Raw genomic sequence first — 19352 nt, forward strand, 5'->3', positions numbered from 1 at the left:
TTTATGGAGTTTTGATAACATTGAGCTTTGCCCCCGGCGATCGCCTAGGGATAAACAATAAACGCGTGAACTAATATACCTGGATTTATCCCTGGGTTGACATTGTTTTTGCCCCCCTAAGTCAGCAATGACAGAGTTGAAAATCCCTTACTCCCCAGCAATTTCAGCTTATTTTGAGCTTATTTTTCAGTATGAAAACATTGAATCGTATCCATCTGGTCGAAGAAGAAACAGAAAAACTAATGGCTTGGGCCCGGAGTGTCACGGAATCGCCGGAGAACTATTTCCAAGCGGCCCGGGAAGTGGTGAAAAAATTGGGGGCCCATTACCAAGGGGATGGCCTAACCCAAGTGGGATTTTGGGTGCCCCGGTTGGCGGGGGAAGGGGCTTTTACTGAAAAGTTAATTTACCTAGAGGTGTTTACGCCCTTGGGGGAGATTGATTTCCAAGCGCCGGAACAAACTGGCTTGTTTCGTTGGGAAAGGATTGAATTGCCCCAACAGGGGGAATTTGTTTGGGCTGTGCTGTCGGGGATGCGGCCAGGCACCAGAGATCAAGCTGGTTCTTTCTATTGGTTGCGCTATTACGATTCCATTTTGTCCAACACGTTGGTCATCCGTGATCCCCTGGCCTATTCCCTGCCCTACGGTGTTTTTGCCCCAGCGGAACTGTACGATGTGGAAAAAATGCAGAGGGAACGGGCGGATTTAGATTATTTACGGCGATCGGCTGCCCTGAACCATTGCCAAGAAAATCCTGAAAATGTCTTTGATCCGGAGCAGCTTAAGGCCCAGCGGGCGGCGGTGCTTAACCCGGCCATTCCTGTGGATCAAAATTTGCATCCCGATGAAGACAGCGAAGCGGCCATTTGTCGGGTGGGGGCCATGGCCAATATTTTGCAGATCCACATCAATACCGCTTCCCCGGAAGGCACCCTGGCGGGACTCACTAAAATTTACCAACGGCTGGGGGAAAAAATTCTCCGGCACGAACCCCTCAGCGACGCGGAACAGAATTATTTGGGCTACGACGCCATCCAACTATTGCCCATCGAACCCACCATTGAATATCGCCTGGAAGATTTCAACCAAGACCACGAATTTTTCTCCATTGCCGGGGAAGAGGTGGAGGAAATAGAAGTGGAAGAAGGGGCTGTGGTGGTGGAAGAGAAAATCAAAGTTACCCTCCGCAAACCCAATACCCAAAATTGGGGCTATGACGTGCCCATTCTCGGTTCCGGAGCCACTAATCCTGCGGTGTTAGGTACTTTGCGCCCGGATGAATTGGTGGACTTGATTGCCACGTTGCACAATTTTCCCAGCGGCCCCATTCAGGTAATTTACGATTTGGTCTATGGCCATGCCGATAACCAGGCGTTGGAATTGCTCAATCGGCAATATTTTAAAGGCCCCAATATGTACGGCCAGGATTTGAACCATCAGTTGCCCATTGTTCGGGCCATTTTGTTGGAAATGCAACGGCGCAAAATTAATACCGGAGCCGACGGTATTCGGGTGGATGGGGGCCAGGATTTCCGCTTTTTTAATCCCCTCACGGGACGGGTGGAACAGGACGATGCCTATTTATTAGCTATGAGCGATGTGGTGCAGGAAATCCAAGGTTGTAAACGGTTACTGTTCACCATTTTTGAAGATGGGCGTCCCTGGCCAGAAGATGGTTGGGAAGAGAAATCCACCTATAGGGAGTTAATTGAGCTGCGGCCAGAATCCTACCAGTGGGGACCGCTAATTTTTGCCCATAACACCCCTTCCCTCAAGGGTTTTTGGCAACGGAAATGGGAACGGGTTTGTGAGGTGATGTACAAAGGCGATCGGTGGATCACTGGCTGTGGTAACCACGATACGGTGCGCCGGGGTAACCAAATTGACCACCATAACTCGGAAATTAACTGGAATTTGGGCACAACTTTGCCGGAAGTGTTGCACAATGCCTACGACAATCCGGCCACCTTATTGTGGGTCTATGGTTTTTGCCCGGGCTTACCGATGGATTTTTTAAATGCCATGATGCACAGTCCCTGGGGGTTTTTCCGCAACACCGATGAACGCTATGGCGTGAAAGTAGCTTTTGAAGAAGCGGGTTTTCTCGATTGGCAAATTTCCCCGGAGTTATACCAGCACCCCCAACTATTTCCCCAACTAAAGGCCCTGGGTTTTAAAGATTTGGCACTGTTGCAACGGTTTATGAAGGCAGTGGCCGATGCCATGGTGAAAAAAGATTTTCAGCTCGAAGCGGTAGCTAAGGCCTGTCGCCATTGTTTGGGCTATGAGCCTGAGGAAGATGGGGACGCGGCGGCCTGTGATCTGGAATTACTCAGTCAGTTTAAACATGCCGAACAACCGGAATTTGTTACCCGTTTGGATGTGCCGAAGTTGAAAAAATTTGCTAGGGCTTTTATGGAAGATGGCCACGAAGCTTGTCGGGTATCCTATCATTTCGACCAAGTGGACCCAGAAAGAAGTCGTTTTAACTTGGCATTGCGCAATTACCGACGGCAACATCCCTGGTTACACCACAATCTCCAAGACGGCGATCGCTTTAACCGCATCCATGAAAATGACCACACTCTTTTTTATGGTCTCAGGACTAACCCCGCCACAGCCCACAGTGATGATCCTGAAAAGGTGGTGATGGTGACCCATATGGAGGGAGATCCTGCCATTGTTACCTTGGGGGACTGGTTACAACTGGATTTGCAGGAATGGGAAGTGGCGATCGCCACCCCGGGGGTGAATGTGGATTCCACAGCGGATTCGTTGCGGGTGTTTGAGTTGCGGGACGGCCAGGGTTTGATTTTACGCAACAGTCGTTCCTAGGGCCCAGCGGGGCAGAGATTTAGAGATTTGATGATTAATTTTTTGGAGGTTACTGTTCTATGACAGCTAAGCAAAATCAGTATGTAATGGCCCTGGATTTGGGCACCACCGGCAATCGAGCCATTTTGTTTGATTATGACGGCAACATTGCCGGGCAAGCTTACAAAGAGTTAACCCAGTTCTATCCCAAGGCTGGCTGGGTGGAGCACGATGCCCTGGAAATCTGGCGGGATACGAAAACAGTCATGCAGGAAGTGGTGCAAAAAACTGCCATCCAACCCCAACAAATTGTGGCGATCGGTCTAACGGTGCAACGGGAAACGTGTTTGCTCTGGGATAAGACCACTGGCCAATCTCTCCATCCGGCAATTGTCTGGCAGGATCGACGCACTGCTCACTTTTGTGGAGAATTAACTGCGGCGGGCTACGTGGACGAAATTTATGAGCGCACCGGCCTCGTGTTAGATGCCTATTTTTCGGGCACCAAGCTCCATTGGCTATTGGATTGGGTTAAACAGAATAAGAGTGTCGATCCAGCTAATCTGTTGGCGGGCACCATTGATAGCTGGGCCCTCTGGAACTTAACTGGGGGTAAAGTACACCGCACGGACCACAGCAATGCTAGCCGTACTATGGTGCTCAATTTAGACAGCCTCATCTGGGATGAAAAGCTGTTGGATTTATTCACCATTCCCGCCCAGATTATGCCGGAGGTGCAACCTAGTTTAAGTTACTTCGGCGTTACCGACCCGGAAATTCTGGGGGTAGAAATTCCCATTACCGCCATTTTTGGTGACCAACAGGCGGCCCTCTATGCCCACGGCTGCGATCGCCCAGGATTGCTGAAATGCACCTATGGCACGGGGGCTTTTTTGGTGGCGAATACGGGGCAAACGGTAACCCGTTCCCAACATCGCTTACTTTCCACTGTGGCTTGGACCCAAACCAACCGAGACAAAAGCTTGACAAGGGATTACGCCTTGGAAGGAAGTATGTTCACTGCTGGTTCCTGTGTGCAATGGCTACGGGATAAGTTGGGTTTAATTGAATCAGCGGCGGCCAGTGAAAGCCTAGCCCGCAGTGTGGACAGTAATGGCGGCGTTTACTTTGTGCCAGCCCTGAGTGGTTTGGGTGCTCCCCATTGGGACATGAATGCCTGTGGTGCTTTTCTTGGCTTAACAGCGGGGGTAACCAAAGCCCATCTGGTCAGATCAGTCCTAGAGGCGATCGCCTTCCAAGCCCGGGAAGTGGTAGAGGCCATTAACCAGGATAGTCCCGCCCCCATTCAACAACTGAAGGTAGATGGAGGAGCCTGCAACAATGACTTTTTGATGCAATGCCAAGCGGATGTTTTGGGCATTCCCGTGGAGCGGCCTGCGGTGTTGGATGCCACGGCCCAGGGAGCCGCCTTTGGCGCCGGGCTAACGGTGGGATTTTGGCAAGACTACCGAGCTTTGGTGGAAAATCGGGCCATTGACCGGGTATTTGAACCAGGAGTAGGATCCGCCGATGCCCAGGCAAATTTTTCCGTTTGGCAAGAGGCTGTCCGCCGGGCTAAAAATTGGGTGGAATCAGCTTCAAATTAGGTTTTTCCGAACCTTCCACCACGGGACGATAAGCTTAATTTGTCTTCAATTTCTGCCCATGCGTATTTAGGAAGGTGTATCCATTGCCCAGTGACATTGCTTCGATCACCAGCACCCAAAACCCCCTGGTTAAACAATTGCGCCAACTGCACCAAACCAAGGGACGGAAACAACAGGGTCAACTTTTGCTGGAAGGCACCCATTTGCTCGAAGTGGCTTTAACCCAAGGCAAAGGCTTTAACCATGGCTGTTTCACCGCAATGTGGCAGGAAAAAAATCCCGCCTTGGCCGATCGCCTAATGGCCCAGTCTGTCCATAGTTGTTTGGTAAGTGGGGAAGTTTTGGCAAAAATGGCCAGCACCGTTAACCCCGACGGCGTGGTAGCAACTCTAACCATGGATCAATTTTGGCGATCGCCGCCCCCCCATGCTCGGTTAGGCCTAGTGCTGGAAAGATTACAGGATCCAGGTAACCTGGGCACTATTCTTAGAACCGCCGCCGCCACCGGAGTGGAAGGAATTTGGTTAACCGCTGACTGCGTTGATCCCACCAGCCCAAAGGTCTTGCGCTCCTCCGCCGGTAGTAGCTTGCTTTTGCCCCAGCAACAACTGCAATCTTTGCCGCCACTCCTGGAAAAATTTCACACCCAGGGATTACAACTCATTGCCACCGTTCCCCAGGCAACCCAAACTCTCTGGGAAATTGATTTTCAGCGGCCCACCATAGTCATTTTTGGTAGTGAAGGCCAAGGGCTCAGCGCTCCCGTGCTGGAACTAACCACCCATCAAGTGGCCATTCCCCAAGCTCCCCAGGTGGAATCCCTCAACGTGGCGATCGCCGTCGGGGTAATGCTCTACGAAGCCCGGCGACAACAATGGGCGGCATCAACACCAGGGTAAGTTCGGTTCTTTGCCCTCCGGTTTTTTCCTGAAATTGTTACATTGTGTTTATCCCATCGGAATCAATCCCAAATCGAGTTCCATTACTAGAAGAGGAGATCCACTGTGACCCATGAACCCCAACGTCCCCAACCGTTATTCGCTGGCAATGAAGCCCCAGGCAAGGATAGTTTGTGGACATACGTTCAAGAATTAAGCCCCGAAACCATTGCCCAATTGTCTCGCCCCGATTCCCAAGAAGTGTTTCAAGTGATGGAGCGCAACATTATCGGTCTGTTGGGAAATTTACCTCCGGAGCACTTTGGGGTAACCATCAGCACTAGCCGGGAAAATTTGGGCCGTCTTTTAGCCTCCGCTATGATGAGTGGCTATTTTCTTCGCAACGCCGAGCAAAGGTTAGGATTTGAACAAGCTTTTAAAAGTAGCAGCAACAGCAACGAGAATACCGAATACTAACACCGAGTTCTATGAGGTGGTATCTGTCCAGATCAAAGCCTCTGCAGGCACCCTAAAGAATAGCTAGATTTTGCTTCTAAGTTTTGGTTTTCCGCCGTATTGTTCTGGGATTGCCCGGTCTGGAAAATGAACTACCCAGAGTTAATCATATGCACGAAGTTAGTCTGATGGAGCAAACTTTGGCGATCGCCATTGCCCAGGCGGAGGGTCATGGGGCGAGTCAAATTCACCGTCTAACCCTGCGGGTGGGGCAACAGTCGGGGGTAGTGGCCGATGCCCTACGGTTTGCGTTTGAAGTGGTGCGACAAAATACCATGGCCGCCGAGGCGAGATTGGAAATTGAAGAAATTCCCGTTACCTGTCGTTGCCAACACTGCCACGAAAATTTTCAGCCAGAGGATTGGATTTACCGCTGTCCCCACTGCGACCAGATTAGCCAAACAGTAATGGATGGAAAACAGTTGGAACTAGCATCCCTAGAACTGAGTTGAGCATGGGGCCAAGTCCTAACCGGGGGGAGGAACCGCTGTCACCATGGGCTGTGTTAAATTTCTTTAAGCAACCGTAGTTAGATTTTTCCCAAGCTGTATTAACTACGACCAATCATCAACTTAATTAAAATGATGTTTCCTCTACTGGCCCTTGAGATTCCTGAACCGATTAAAACTTATAGCCAATTTGGCCACCCCATTATGATGTGGGCGTTGTTCTTCACTTCGGTGTACGCCATGTGGCTGGGCTTCCAGTCCCGACAAATTCGCTCCGCAGAACCAGAAAAACGCAAGGAGTTGATCCAAAAAGATGTTAAGGGTAAACACTTTATCCTCGGCTCTCTCCTACTTTCCCTAATGGTGTTGGGGACCATTGGCGGCATGGCGGTTACCTATATAAACAACGGCAAGCTGTTTGTCGGTCCCCACTTACTCGTTGGTCTCGCCATGATCGGTTTGATCTCTACGGCGGCGGCGTTGGTACCCTGGATGCAAAAGGGTAATGAAACAGCCCGCTTAACCCACATCACCCTGAATATCACATTGATTGGTTTATTTGGCTGGCAAGCTTTCACTGGGGTGGAAATTGTCCAAAGAATTATCAGCAAATTGGGCTCCTAGGTTGTTACTGTTTTGCAAACTTTGTCCGTACTAACCAATCCCGTTGACGTTTTAATTTTGTCCAATGGCCCAGGGGAAGTGACCACCTGGGTTCGTCCTGTTGTGCAGGCTTTGCGTCAACTTTTGGGTTACAACCACCTGAGGATTTCGGTGATGCTTTCCCCCTGTCCCCATGCCATGGGTAGGGAAGCGGAGGTGGTGCGTAGCTATCCAGAAGTCGACCGGGTGCAGAGTAGTGAACATTTTTGGAATTTCTTGCTCTGGGGGAAAACGGCGGAGTCATGGTCCTGGCATTCCCAAGGGGTGGTGCTTTTTTTGGGGGGAGATCAGTTTTTTGCCCTGGCGATCGCCAAACGGTTGGGCTATCGTTCCGTGGTCTATGCCGAGTGGGATGCCCGCTGGCCCCGGTGGATTGATGCCTTTGGGGTGATGAATGAACAAGTACGCCAAGCTTTACCCGAAATTTATCGATCAAAAGCCACCGTCGTGGGGGATTTGATGGTGGATGTTGATGCCGCCGACGCTCCGGTAGGTCCATCGGCAAAACCTTTAATCGGTCTCCTGCCCGGTTCTAAGGCAACTAAACTGACCCAGGGAGTGCCCCTGGAAGTGGCGATCGCCGTGGAGTTACAGAAAACCCATCCCCAATGCCGATTTGTGCTTTTTTTAGCGCCCACCGTAGATTTGGAGCAATTGCAGAGCTACGGCCAGGTCAAAACCAATCCCTTGGTTAGTTCCATGGGCAACATTGAAATAGAAGTGGTGGAAAAAGAGGAGCCAGACCCCTATTTGTTGGCAGCAACGGGATTAAGAATTGATATTTGTCGCCAATTTCCCGCCCTGACGGAGTTGAAAAAATTGACCTTCGCCCTAACCACTGTGGGGGCCAACACCGCTCAACTGGGAGCTTTGGGCATTCCCATGGTGGTTTTATTGCCTACCCAACACACGGAAGCGCTGAAGCATTTGGACGGTTTACCAGGATTAATTGCTCGCATTCCCTGGGTGGGACAACAATCTACCCGCCTGATTAATTACCTCATTGCCAAGAAAAAACGTCTCTTTGCCTGGCCCAATCTCTGGGCTGGTCGGGAAATTGTGCCGGAATTGATGGGGGATCTAACGCCGATGGGGGTGGCTAGTCAATTAACGCCCTGGTTAGACCATCCTGAACAGTTAACCCAGATACGTCAACAATTACAACAGGTGCGGGGCCAATCCGGGGCGGCGATCGCCATGGCCGAGTTGGTGGCAGAACAAATTGCGGTCCAGCAAACACCAGTTAGGATGAGTTTGACAAAATAGCTAGCAACTTAGAAAATAGAAGATCGCTTGTCAACTATCCCGCTCGGATCAGGTTACGACAACCATTACCCAAAAATGCCAGAGCTTAATATTTTTCTGTTGTTTCCCTAGGATCTGTTTGTAATGCCCCCCTAGCCCCCCAATTCTGGGGGGGATCAATTTTAAAGTCCCCCAACGTTGGGGGATTTAGGGGGCAGAGTTAACAAGTTCCTCAAATAAACCAGAAAACTTAACGGCGGCATACCTGTACGGCAATCTACGCAAATAAATTATGAGTTACGCCATTATTGAAATTGGGGGAACCCAAATTCGGGTTGAGCCCGGCCGTTTTTACGAGATTAATCACCTCGACGCCGCACCGGAAGACAGCTATGTGGTCGATAAGGTGTTGCTAGTCAAAGACGGAGACAATGTGACCATCGGCCAGCCCTACGTCGCTGGAGCCACGGTGGAAGGGGAAATTCTCTCCCACCGTCGGGGTCGCAAAGTCATCGTTTACAAAATGCAGCCCAAAAAGAAAACCCGTAAAAAACGGGGTCACCGCCAAGAGCTCACCCGCCTATTAGTGAAATCCATCTCCGTCAACGGCACGGCGATCGCCGAAGCCCCCGAAGTGGATGCTAAAACCCCGGTGGTAGCTGGTTAAGACAACAACCAATCAAATTTGGCTAGATTGTAAGTCGGGTACAATTAGAACTCGATGCCTAGCCTGAAAAGAATTTGTTAACCATTAACAGGAGACATTAACAACCATGGCCCATAAGAAAGGAACGGGGAGTACCCGGAACGGTCGCGATTCTAACGCCCAACGCTTGGGAGTCAAACGCTACGGTGGTCAAACCGTCACCGCCGGCAGCATCATTGTGCGTCAACGGGGTACCCAAGTTCACCCTGGCAATAACGTCGGCCGGGGCAGTGACGATACCCTTTATTCTTTGATTGACGGTGTGGTTAAGTTTGAACACAAAACCAGAAGCCGCCGCAAAGTGAGTGTTTATCCCGTCGCCGCTGAATAAACTTTCATCAAGTTAGAATGCTTAAAATCCTCCAAATTCTGGGGGATTTACTGTTTTTACCTCTGTAACTTGGCTTCGATGTCCTTTGCTACCCCGCTCAAACCCTATCTGGCTGTTTCCATTCAAGATTGCGGCGAACCCCTCGCCCCCATCAATGTGGAGGGTGTTAAGTTACTCAAACCCCATCCCTACGAAAAATTAGGAGCGGATTACCAAGGGCGATCGCCTTACGTATTGCGTACTGGAGTTTTAAAAAGATTGGACCAGGCTCGGTTGACCTTAGCTGACATTGAACCGAGTTGGGAAATTTTAATATTTGATGCTTACCGTCCGATCGCCGTTCAACAGTTTATGGTGGATCACACTTTTGCCGAAATTGTGGCGAGAGATGGCTTACAAGGCCAAGTTTTAACCCCCGAACAAAAGGAAAATATTTATCACCAGGTTTATCAAATTTGGGCCGTTCCCAGCGATAATCCCCTTACTCCTCCGCCCCACAGCACGGGAGCAGCTCTGGATATAACGTTGCTGGATGGCTTAGGGCAACCTGTGGATATGGGGGGAGAAATTGACGAATTATCAGCCCGTTCCCTGCCCAATTATTATCAAACAGTGGAACCGAATAGCGATCGCCAAAGGAAAGAATTTGAACAATATCAAAGACGAAGAGAACTCTTAAATACCATTATGGAAAGCGCCGGGTTTCTGCGGCATCCGGGGGAATGGTGGCATTTTTCCCAGGGGGATCAACTCTGGGCTTGGCAATATAATCAACGACATCCAGACCACCAAAAGATCGCCTACTACGGCCGGGTTGAATGATGTTCAGATTCTGTTTACAAAGTTTTAGTTTGTTTCTTTAATCTCGGAAAATGTTGAAGAATAAATTAAAACTTGAGCAACAGATTTTTTAAAATTCTAACAAGCAGATATTAACTGGAAATCGCCTCTTGATTAGTTAGCCCACAGGTTAATAAGCGCAGGCCGTATTCAATGCCTTCCACCACCGCCTGATAGGAAGCTTCTAAAATATTGCCCGATACTCCTACAGTGGTCCAACGGCGATCGCCATTGCTGGATTCGACGAGGACACGGGTTTTGGCGGAGGTGCCGGCCCCCCCATCTAAAATCCGTACTTTGTAGTCAGTGAGGTGAAAATCAGCAATTTGGGGATAAAAACGGGTCAAGGCTTTGCGCAGAGCTTGGTCTAGGGCCGAGACGGGGCCATTGCCTTCCGCTACTTCCAAGATATTTTGCCCATTAACAGTTACTTTCACCGTGGCTAAGGCATTGCGATAAGCAGGATTTTCCGCCGGGGTCAGCAAATCACAATGTACTTGGAAGCCCTGCACTAAAAATAGGGGTTGGCGATCGCCCATGGCCTGACGCATGAGAAGTTCAAAGCTAGCCTCCGCCGCTTCAAATTGGTAACCTTGCTGTTCTAAGTCTTTGAGGGTTGCCAAAATGGTGCGGCAGGCGGGATTCTGACGATCTAGGGCAATGCCAAATAACTCTGCTTTGGATAAAACATTGCTCAACCCCGCTTGTTCTGACACCACAATACGCCGTTCATTACCCACCAAATTCGGGGCAATATGCTCATAGGTAAAGGGATTACGTTGCACTGCCGAGACGTGGATTCCGCCCTTATGGGCAAAGGCCGATCGCCCCACAAAAGGAGCATGGTCATCGGGGGCCAGGTTGACTATTTCACTGATCAAACGGCTGGTGCTAGTGAGATGGGTTAGCTTTTCCGGTTTGATGGAATCGTAATCGAGTTTCAGTTGTAAATTGGGAATCAGAGTGCAGAGGTTAGCATTGCCACAGCGCTCCCCATAGCCATTGATGGTGCCCTGAACCATAGTCGCTCCAGCCTGCACCGCCAGGAGGGAATTGGCCACCGCCGTGCCACTGTCATTGTGGGCATGGATACCCAGTTGGGGTTGACCATCGGATTGACCGTCCAGTCCTAAACTCCGTCGAACTTTAGTAGTAATTTCGCTGATTTGCCCCGGTAAAGTACCCCCATTGGTATCACACATCACGAGCCATTCTGCCCCGGCCTGCTGGGCTGTGGCTAAGGTTGCCAAGGCATAATCTGGATTAGCTCGATAGCCATCAAACCAATGTTCGGCATCGTATATCACCCGCCGCCCTTGGCTACGTAGATAGGCGATCGTGTCGCTGATCATAGCCAAATTTTCCGCCAAGCTAGTTTGTAATCCCTCTAGCACATGGAGGTCCCAGGACTTGCCAAAAACTGTTACCCAGCGGGTTCCAGCAGAGAGAATTGCCTGGAGCATTTTGTCTGTTTCCACCGCTTTGTGGGGGCGACGGGTGGAGCAAAAGGCCACAATTTCCGCCTGCTCCAAGGGATCTTCCTGTAATTGCCAAAAAAACTGCACATCCTTAGGATTGGCTCCGGGCCAACCTCCCTCAATAAAGGGAATACCCAATTGATCCAAACGGCGGGCAATGGTCAATTTATCGGTCAACGATAAAGAAATTCCCTCCCTTTGGGCCCCGTCTCGGAGGGTGGTGTCGTAGAGCCAAAGGGAAGTTTTCTTGGTAGCCATGGGCGATGGATGGTGAGGGATACGGACAAAAATTCTGCTACCCTAATTCTAGATTAACTTTTTACTATTCCTGGGCAAAAATTTTAAAGTTTGTTCCATCTTGGTATCAAGACTTTGGCTGACCAAATTTAACTCTCAGCCGATGGGTAAAGCTTTATTAGATAGTGTGACGACGGAGGGAGAATTCAAGCGACGTTCAAGTGTGATTGAGACTATACTGACGAATAAGTTCCAGGATTTGAAACAAACCGATATTAACCAGTCTCTTTTCTATCAGGAGATTAAGCGGGAGGGTCTTCAAGAGGGGGAGCCCGCATTAATGGCTTCTTCGGTTGGCGCGGACGAAATTGCCGATTTTGCGGAGGTGGAAAAGTTTCTCGATACGCAGGTAAAACGCTCTTCATCGGGAATGTGTGTCTGCTTAGCGTTTGCGGTGGCGGTCCATTTTGAGCTGGAGATTTTGTTAGAAATAACCCTGTAAAATAAGATTCAAGCACAAACATCCATGGACAACATTAAAATCGATCAGCTGTATGAAAAAGACTATAGCCAATGGGCAGAAACCATGGCCGATTTGCTCCAATCGGGTAAATTTACGGAACTTGATATTGAAAATTTGGTGGAAGAGGTACGGGATTTGTCGAAGCGAGAAAGGGATCGCCTTCTGAGTAGTTTGCGGTTGATTGTCCATCATTTGCTGAAGTGGGATTATCAGCCAAAACGGCGCTCTCGCAGTTGGCAAGGAACAATAGAGCGAGAAAGAGCAAATATCGATCTCTACTTGAAAGATAGTCCTAGCCTAAAACGCTATTTGATTAATGAATCCCTATCAAAAATTTATCCTACCGCCCGGGCCGATGGATTTAAGGAAACGGGTTTGGCTCTACCTGATACCTGTCCCTATGGTATTGATGAAGTGTTGCATCGTGTGGTTTCCCTGGGTGATTAATCATCAATTGTGTCCGTCTGGGGTAAACGGTTTGTTAAGGGTTGGGAGTTTGTTGAGTAAGCTAATGAATGTCGGTTCTCAATTGTGATTCCTATGTCGGACGTGATGATCCGGGGGTCAAATTTAGGCAAAAAGTACATGATTGGCCACCAAGCAGAAGGACGGTCTAATTATGTGGCGTTGCGAGATGTACTGGCAGATGGAGCCAGGTCCCTGGTAAAGCGGTTTACGGTTGATAAAAATCGATCGCCTGCTTGGGGTTTATTCCAGTCCTGACCGGGATCCCCGTATCCACTCCGTCACCATTTCCCTGGTGGTTAAAACAGAAGATAATTTGCTCATGGGCGATCGCCAGGAAGTATCCAAGGTCAAAGCTTTTGCGGTGGAAGATTTACCGTTAGGAGCATTAAGCCATGACCACGATCAACAACTACAGGATTTTCTGCGAGGAGAAACAATCATTGCCTGATTCCCAGTACTTCATCTTGGGTAAATATTCCGTATAAATCAGCTAAGTTTTCGATCAGGTCTTCAAGATATTTTTCTTGTGCCCAATGGTCGGAAAATTCATTCAAATACCCTCAAAATATATCATCGTTTTCTTTCCAAGAAATATAGATGACTTTCATAATTTTATGCAAATTTAGTCCATTTTTCTGAATTGATATGCGCTCATTATTAATCGCTTTCTACCGATTCATTGTCTTAACTTATTTAATAATTATTGAATGAATTAATGAACAAACTCTAATTTTGATTGTTTTTTGTAACTATTAAGTCAATTTTTCTAACAACACTTAGTATGTATTGTTATCGTCAAGAGTTATTTTCCAAATACAATCATAGTCTTCACCTGCTGAGTAATTACAATTACTTCTCCTAACAGTTAATTTACCTAGTTCGTAATCTTCCCAAACATACCATCCTTTACCCTGATCTGGTACCATGTTTGAAACAAATGGTAGACCAATTACCGATAAAGCATCATTTACTGATTTAATAAATTCATCCGAATTTGATATAATCAATGGTGGTCTTCGATTATAGTTGTTTAGATTAAATTCCTCGGATTCAAAAATCCAGCTTGTCGCTCCTGATGATTCCTTTACTTGACGATATGTAAAGTTATAAATTTTTTCTAGTGGTGGATTTTCTTCTGGTATTAAAATATTTTCTTTTGCCTCTGTACTACCTGTATCTTCTACCCCTATTTCTGTATCATGGCTATTTGAACATCCAATGATAACGAAGATGAAAACTAAAAGAGGAATAATTAAAGAAGTTTGACCCCAGCTAAGCTTTTTTCTAAGCATAATTGTGTATATTTGTTAATCCAATAAAAGTTGATAGATAGATATCTTGAAACTTCTTTTCTTATTATTAACTGAACAAAACTAGATGATTTTTGAAAATATCATGAGTTTTATTCTATCATTATTTATTGGAATTCGACCTAAAAATTAATGATAATGATTATGTCCATTGTCCATCTGCAAATACTTCAGATGTTGTTATAAGTAACTTTTGGTTATTAGAGTATTTTCGACCGTCTAGATCTTGATAAGTGATTTTGATTGGCAATTGTGATTTGTAAATCAAAATTCCGTTTTGCCCAGTTAACCCAAAGCTATTGCTGATCGATTTTCCGTTAAGAATCAATGGGATCATTGTTTTTTGATTAAAACATCTTTTAATTGACTCAATATGATAATCAAAGTATTTTTTATTTGCATCGTTTCTTTCGCAAAAAATTTGTTCTAAATCATCTTCCTTAACTTTTAATTGAATATTTATTGCTGGTCTATTTCCACTGTTGTAAACAACTAAGTTATACATGGTATTTATATTTCCACTCGACTCCGTTTCTACATTTACAGAAATTATTGGACGATTAGCCATTAGCCAGAATTTTCTCGTAAAAAATAGAGCAAGCCCTGATAAAAGAGGGGACAAGATAGATGAAAAATTCCTGATTGTATCAGTATCTAAATCACCTTTCATAAAAAACAACCGACTACATAAACTATTAACAAGCATAACATTATTTTAATTTGGTCAACTAAAAAGGGAAAGTATATAATTTCCTTTCCCTTCCTATTTTCAATTTAACTTACTGATCTGCGCCTTCAATCGGTGCAAAACCTTGGCGTTGAATATTTTCCGTTACATGGCGGGGTTCCAAGAACTGGAGTAGATAGTCTGGCCCACCCGCTTTAGAGCCGACCCCAGACATTTTGAACCCCCCAAAAGGTTGGCGGGAAACGATCGCCCCGGTGATGGTGCGGTTGATGTAAAGATTACCCACTTCAAACTCCGCAGCAGCACGATTAATGTGATCTGGGGTACGGGAATAGAGACCCCCCGTTAAAGCGTAGTCGGTGCCATTGGCAATTTCCAACGCTTCGTCAAAATTGGCCGCCCGAATAATGGCTACCACTGGACCAAAAATTTCCTCCTGGGCAATGGTGGCATGGCGGTCAACATTTTTGAACACCGTGGGGCCGACGAAATAGCCTTCACTAGGGGCATCACAGGCGATCGCCAATTCACATTCCGCCTTACCCTGTTCGATGTATTCCTGAATGCGGGCTTGGGCCTTGGCATCAATTACCGGACCAACCTGGGTGCTGGGGTCATCGGTGGGGCCCACATTGAGGGAATGGGTTGCCTCTACAAACCGCTCCACAAAGGCATCGTATACGGGGGAAAGCACCACCACCCGGGAACAGGCAGAACACTTTTGGCCCGTATAACCAAAGGCGGAATACACCGCTCCAGCCACCGCTTGATCGAGATCCGCACTTTCATCAACGATGATGGCGTTTTTGCCGCCCATTTCTGCAATTACCCGTTTGAGGTGTTTTTGTCCTGGTTGTACTAAAGCGGCATCGGCGTAAATGCGACAACCCACTTCCCTGGAGCCAGTGAAAGCAATCAAATGTACGTCGGGATGATTGACCATGTGGGAACCCACCACCGACCCCTTACCAGGTACATATTGGAAGACCCCAGGGGGAACCCCCGCTGCAATAAGAATTTCCGCAATTTTGGCCGCAATTACCGTGGAAGTTTCCGCCGGTTTCAGTAACGTACAATTGCCCGTCACCAAAGCCGCCACCGTCATGCCAACGGCGATCGCCATGGGGAAATTCCAGGGGGAAATCACTAGGGCAATGCCCCGGGGTTGATAGAAATAACGGTTGGTTTCTCCAGGAATATCGAGGTTAACGCCTTGGTCTAGCCGTTCCATTTCATCGGCATAGTAGCGACAAAAGTCGATCGCCTCGGACACCTCTGCATCAGCTTGGGGAATAATTTTGCCCACTTCCAAACAAATCCAGGCGTTTAACTCATGGCGACGTTCCTCCATAATGTCCGCCGCTTTCCGGAGCATGGCACACCGCTCCCGTACCGGGGTTTTCTTCCAAGCAGGAAACGCAGCTTTAGCTATCTCCAGGGCATGGTCTGCCTGTTCAACACTGATCAACCCCACTTTGCCGATCACCTGGGACGGACGGCAGGGATTAACAGAATCAATCAAGGTTTCGGTTTCGACATACTCGCCGTTAATGTAGGGCAGATAGGTTTGGCTCAATTGTTGTTTAACCCTGGTTAGGGCTTGAAATGCTTTTTGACGCAGGTCAGCATCGGCGTAATCGGTGTCGGGAGCGTTGCCATAACCCTTGGTGGGTAGGTCATTAATGCCTTTAACTTGGGGCGGAGCAATTAATTCTTCAATGGGCCGCTCTTCTAGGTTTTGGCGCAGAAAAGAACTGTTAGCGGTATTTTCCAACAAGCGTCGGATCAAATAAGCCATCCCCGGTAACAGCCGACCGTAGGGTGCATAGACCCGTACCCGATGACCCCGTTTCACAATGGCCCGGGCCAGGGGTTCTCCCATGCCGTAGAGAATCTGCATTTCGTAACGACGTTTGGGAATATTCAACTCTTCGGCGATCGCACAGGCCAGGGCTTGGGAACGCACATTATGGCTACCAATGGCGGCGTATAAATATTCGTGGTTTTCCAGTAATAACCGAGTCATGCGCTCGTAGTTGGCATCGGTTTGGGCTTTTTCCACATAAACCGGAATTTGCCAATGGTTTTGTTGGGCCCTAATGGTTTCTTGATCCCAATAGGCTCCTTTCACCAAGCGCACAGTCACGGGATAACCCCGATGTTTAGCCCAGGGAATCAGTGCCTCCAAATCTTCGGCCGAATCCCGCAGATAGGCCTGCATCGTAATGCCCACATCGGTGCGGGAACGGAATTCTTCTTCCACTAACAATTCCTTGAGAATATTTAAAATCAGGTCTTTGTAGTGGTACTGCTCCATGTCAAAGTGAACGGCGACTCCTAATTCTTGGGCTCGCCGCAACAATGCCCGAATCCGTTCACAAACTTTCGCTTTACTACCTGCGGGGTCCAGGGGATCAAATTGGGAATAAAAAGCCGTTAACTTTACTGATACCTGTACCTGGGGCAACATTTCCCCGTCTGCCTGATCAATTTGGGGCACCTTCGACCAGGATTTAGCCTGCTGGGATAACTGGGCCATCAAGTCTAAATAGTTCTGCCAATATTCCGACGCCTCCGATTCTGTAATTACCGCTTCGCCCAACAGGTCAATGGTAAAGCCCATTTTTTCCTTGCGGAGCCGTTCCACTGCTTTGATCACCTGGGCGATCGTTTCCCCAGCAATGTATTTAAAAGCCAACTGTTCCGTCGCTTTACTCACCGTTCCCGCTGCAATCTGGGCCGGCGTCGAGTGGGCATCGGCAAAATTCAACAATTTTTTCAGTGCTTCTGGTAATTCCACCTCCTCTTCGCTCATATACTGCTGGAGATGGTTCGCAATCTCGCTATTACTCTGCAACGCTGGCAGACAGTCAATAAATTTGAACAATTGCACCCGCAATCCAGGATGACCCATGGTCCAATCCAGCAACTTGTCATCGAGCCGCAGATTATCGCCAATTTTGTCCCACAGCGATCGTTTCTCCCTAGTCTGGGCTAATAGTTCCTTGGCGATCGCCTGGGTGGCCTGTTCATACTGTTGTTGTGAATCGATTTGTGCAACCATGGCTTATCTTCTGGGCGATCTGTTTGGTAAGGTATTCCCAACCCTTTATTGTACATTCAGAAAGTGATGCTCTGATTCTTCATCCTAATGAAATGGAAAAATTAGTCTCTCTCAAGAACAGCTAAATTTCCATAATGAAAATTGCCGAAAAAGTGAGCTTTTATACCTTAAATAAGAGTATGAAGTGTGTAGAATGATTATAGGTTTCTCAAAATGCCTGTCATAACTAATTTTCAGCCAAATCAACCGACAATCCTTTGTTGACTAAGCTCAATTTTTGGGTGTGGCAAAATTTTTTGGATGCGACAAAAACAGTATTTGCCTCAACAAAAATTAGAAGGAAAGGATTATGTCGGTTAAATTAGCGGTTCTAAGCTTACTTGCTTCCACGTTCACATTACCATTGCTGCTACCATCCTCAGTCCAGGCCCAGACATTAATCCCGGGTAAACAGTGTGTATTTAACAACGGCGCTTTCTCGGTAAACGTAGATTGGTATGACCCCGGCTCGATTATTTTCATCGGCAAAGATGTAACAGAGGCCAAAGACTACTCAAAATATCAAGTAACTGGGAATCCCGTAGATACTAAGAAGGATGTGACACTGGGGTTTAGTTCCTGTACTGAGGGGGCAAACCGTGTGGCAGTTGTCAGAATTGTTGGCCATGACATAGCCAATTCAGCAATTATAATTGCGGCTGGAACCCTGGCTGGGGTGGCCACTGGTGTGGGCGGTGCATTCGTCTGTGCGGCTTCAGTGGGGGCGGGCTGTGTTACCCTCGCGGTGGTGGCACCTGTTACAGGAGGGACTATTGCAGCAGTGGAAAAAGCGCTTCCAGAAGTTAAAGAAATTGCCTATATTGGCTCCCCTGGCACAGAAAATTACGTGGATTTATCCGGCACAATCTGGCAAGTGGGCATTGCCAATAATATTCCCTTGAGTGACAGCCGTGGATTTGATAAAGTCGCAACATTTTTCACTGGCGGAACACCGGGACCAAGAAGTATCAGTTTTAACAATCAGGCCGGTTATGTAGCTGAAATGGTGGTGATGTACTTTCAGAAACAGGATATTGGCGGTGGCAATTTTGTTGATATGCCAGTGGTAAAAACTTCCGGAAATATCTCCGTTGGTCGTACTGTCCACATCAATGTTCCATTGGCAGTTTCTAATCAGCCTATTCAGGTATTTATTAAAGGTGTTGCGACATTGAAACCCGATGTTTACTCAACGACTGTTCCTGTTAATTTTTCAGGAAACAGGTGCTATAAGTCATTTGGGACTATTTTTGATGCCCAAGGTAGCACTTGCTAGAGCCCATTTCTAAAGAAAAAATCAAGCCCAAATTATCTCCACTAAAATGATTTGGGCTTCGCAATAAGGGTGACAGATATTTTGTATCGCTCTTCCGTCAGACTGAGGGAATTAAAATGGAGATAAAAGGCTGAAAAGCGCGGAGGGAGAATGACAAAGACAAGAGAGGCAAAAAAGACAGTACAGTGTGTAGACACATATAGTGAACTGTATAAAAA

The 19352-nt window shown here is 47.6% G+C and carries 19 protein-coding genes; 15 read left to right on the top strand and 4 right to left on the bottom strand.

What is annotated here, in order from left to right; all coding sequences use genetic code 11:
* Nucleotides 1-191 precede the first annotated feature (191 nt).
* The 10 genes from gghA (at nucleotide 192) to ddpX (ending at nucleotide 10033) form a co-directional block, all read left to right on the top strand.
* Complete coding sequence (gene gghA / locus BWK47_RS08935; protein ID WP_162328376.1) at nucleotides 192-2837, top strand: glucosylglycerol hydrolase; 2646 nt, start codon at nucleotides 192-194, stop codon at nucleotides 2835-2837.
* Between the two features lie 59 nt (nucleotides 2838-2896).
* Complete coding sequence (gene glpK, locus BWK47_RS08940) at nucleotides 2897-4423, top strand: glycerol kinase GlpK (protein ID WP_162328377.1); 1527 nt, start codon at nucleotides 2897-2899, stop codon at nucleotides 4421-4423.
* 74 nt (nucleotides 4424-4497) lie between these two features.
* Nucleotides 4498-5322 (top strand): TrmH family RNA methyltransferase, encoded by an 825-nt coding sequence (locus BWK47_RS08945; protein WP_162328378.1) that lies wholly within the window; start codon nucleotides 4498-4500, stop codon nucleotides 5320-5322.
* A gap of 105 nt (nucleotides 5323-5427) precedes the next feature.
* On the top strand, nucleotides 5428-5778 hold the full coding sequence (locus tag BWK47_RS08950; protein WP_010872976.1) for a DUF760 domain-containing protein: 351 nt from the start codon (nucleotides 5428-5430) through the stop codon (nucleotides 5776-5778).
* Between the two features lie 149 nt (nucleotides 5779-5927).
* The gene (gene hypA / locus BWK47_RS08955; protein WP_162328379.1) at nucleotides 5928-6269 is read left to right on the top strand and encodes a hydrogenase maturation nickel metallochaperone HypA; all 342 of its coding nucleotides are present in this window, start codon (nucleotides 5928-5930) and stop codon (nucleotides 6267-6269) included.
* Between the two features lie 129 nt (nucleotides 6270-6398).
* Entirely contained in the window at nucleotides 6399-6890 is a 492-nt protein-coding gene (locus BWK47_RS08960) for a DUF4079 domain-containing protein (protein WP_162328380.1), read from the top strand.
* A gap of 12 nt (nucleotides 6891-6902) precedes the next feature.
* Nucleotides 6903-8195 (top strand): lipid-A-disaccharide synthase, encoded by a 1293-nt coding sequence (locus BWK47_RS08965; RefSeq protein ID WP_237269574.1) that lies wholly within the window; start codon nucleotides 6903-6905, stop codon nucleotides 8193-8195.
* A gap of 271 nt (nucleotides 8196-8466) precedes the next feature.
* Nucleotides 8467-8841, top strand: a complete 375-nt coding sequence (gene rplU / locus BWK47_RS08970) for a 50S ribosomal protein L21 (RefSeq protein ID WP_162328381.1) — start codon at nucleotides 8467-8469, stop codon at nucleotides 8839-8841.
* Between the two features lie 106 nt (nucleotides 8842-8947).
* Entirely contained in the window at nucleotides 8948-9211 is a 264-nt protein-coding gene (rpmA, locus tag BWK47_RS08975) for a 50S ribosomal protein L27 (RefSeq protein ID WP_162328382.1), read from the top strand.
* 78 nt (nucleotides 9212-9289) lie between these two features.
* Nucleotides 9290-10033, top strand: a complete 744-nt coding sequence (gene ddpX / locus BWK47_RS08980) for a D-alanyl-D-alanine dipeptidase DdpX (protein WP_162328383.1) — start codon at nucleotides 9290-9292, stop codon at nucleotides 10031-10033.
* Between the two features lie 110 nt (nucleotides 10034-10143).
* Here the strand turns inward: ddpX and cimA are convergent, their stop codons facing one another.
* Nucleotides 10144-11787 carry a citramalate synthase gene (gene cimA, locus BWK47_RS08985; RefSeq protein WP_162328384.1) on the bottom strand — a complete coding sequence of 548 codons (1644 nt, stop codon included), beginning with the start codon at nucleotides 11785-11787 and terminating at the stop codon, nucleotides 10144-10146.
* Nucleotides 11788-11929: 142 nt separating this feature from the next.
* On the opposite strand from cimA, the gene BWK47_RS17065 reads away from it, so the two are divergent.
* The 4 genes from BWK47_RS17065 (at nucleotide 11930) to BWK47_RS09005 (ending at nucleotide 13205) form a co-directional block, all read left to right on the top strand.
* A complete protein-coding gene (locus BWK47_RS17065; RefSeq protein ID WP_237269575.1) occupies nucleotides 11930-12268 on the top strand; it encodes a hypothetical protein in 339 nt (112 codons plus the stop codon).
* A 24-nt stretch (nucleotides 12269-12292) separates the two neighbouring features.
* On the top strand, nucleotides 12293-12736 hold the full coding sequence (locus BWK47_RS08995) for a DUF29 domain-containing protein (RefSeq protein ID WP_162328385.1): 444 nt from the start codon (nucleotides 12293-12295) through the stop codon (nucleotides 12734-12736).
* Nucleotides 12737-12829: 93 nt separating this feature from the next.
* Complete coding sequence (locus BWK47_RS09000) at nucleotides 12830-13012, top strand: hypothetical protein (RefSeq protein ID WP_162328386.1); 183 nt, start codon at nucleotides 12830-12832, stop codon at nucleotides 13010-13012.
* The gene (locus BWK47_RS09005) at nucleotides 12969-13205 is read left to right on the top strand and encodes an NUDIX hydrolase (RefSeq protein ID WP_237269576.1); all 237 of its coding nucleotides are present in this window, start codon (nucleotides 12969-12971) and stop codon (nucleotides 13203-13205) included. The genes BWK47_RS09000 and BWK47_RS09005 overlap by 44 nt, the downstream gene beginning before the upstream one ends.
* Nucleotides 13206-13533: 328 nt before the next feature.
* Here BWK47_RS09005 and BWK47_RS09010 read toward each other — a convergent pair whose 3' ends face one another.
* The 3 genes from BWK47_RS09010 to pruA form a co-directional block, all read right to left on the bottom strand.
* Nucleotides 13534-14049, bottom strand: a complete 516-nt coding sequence (locus tag BWK47_RS09010; protein ID WP_162328387.1) for a hypothetical protein — start codon at nucleotides 14047-14049, stop codon at nucleotides 13534-13536.
* A gap of 160 nt (nucleotides 14050-14209) precedes the next feature.
* Nucleotides 14210-14737 (bottom strand): hypothetical protein, encoded by a 528-nt coding sequence (locus BWK47_RS09015; protein ID WP_162328388.1) that lies wholly within the window; start codon nucleotides 14735-14737, stop codon nucleotides 14210-14212.
* Nucleotides 14738-14846: 109 nt separating this feature from the next.
* Entirely contained in the window at nucleotides 14847-17819 is a 2973-nt protein-coding gene (gene pruA / locus BWK47_RS09020) for an L-glutamate gamma-semialdehyde dehydrogenase (protein WP_162328389.1), read from the bottom strand.
* A gap of 349 nt (nucleotides 17820-18168) precedes the next feature.
* On the opposite strand from pruA, the gene BWK47_RS09025 reads away from it, so the two are divergent.
* Entirely contained in the window at nucleotides 18169-19134 is a 966-nt protein-coding gene (locus tag BWK47_RS09025) for a hypothetical protein (RefSeq protein WP_162328390.1), read from the top strand.
* Nucleotides 19135-19352 lie beyond the last annotated feature (218 nt).

Origin of the sequence: Synechocystis sp. CACIAM 05 (assembly GCF_010222815.1) — a bacterium.
In the GTDB taxonomy this organism is placed as follows: Bacteria; Cyanobacteriota; Cyanobacteriia; order Cyanobacteriales; family Microcystaceae; genus Synechocystis.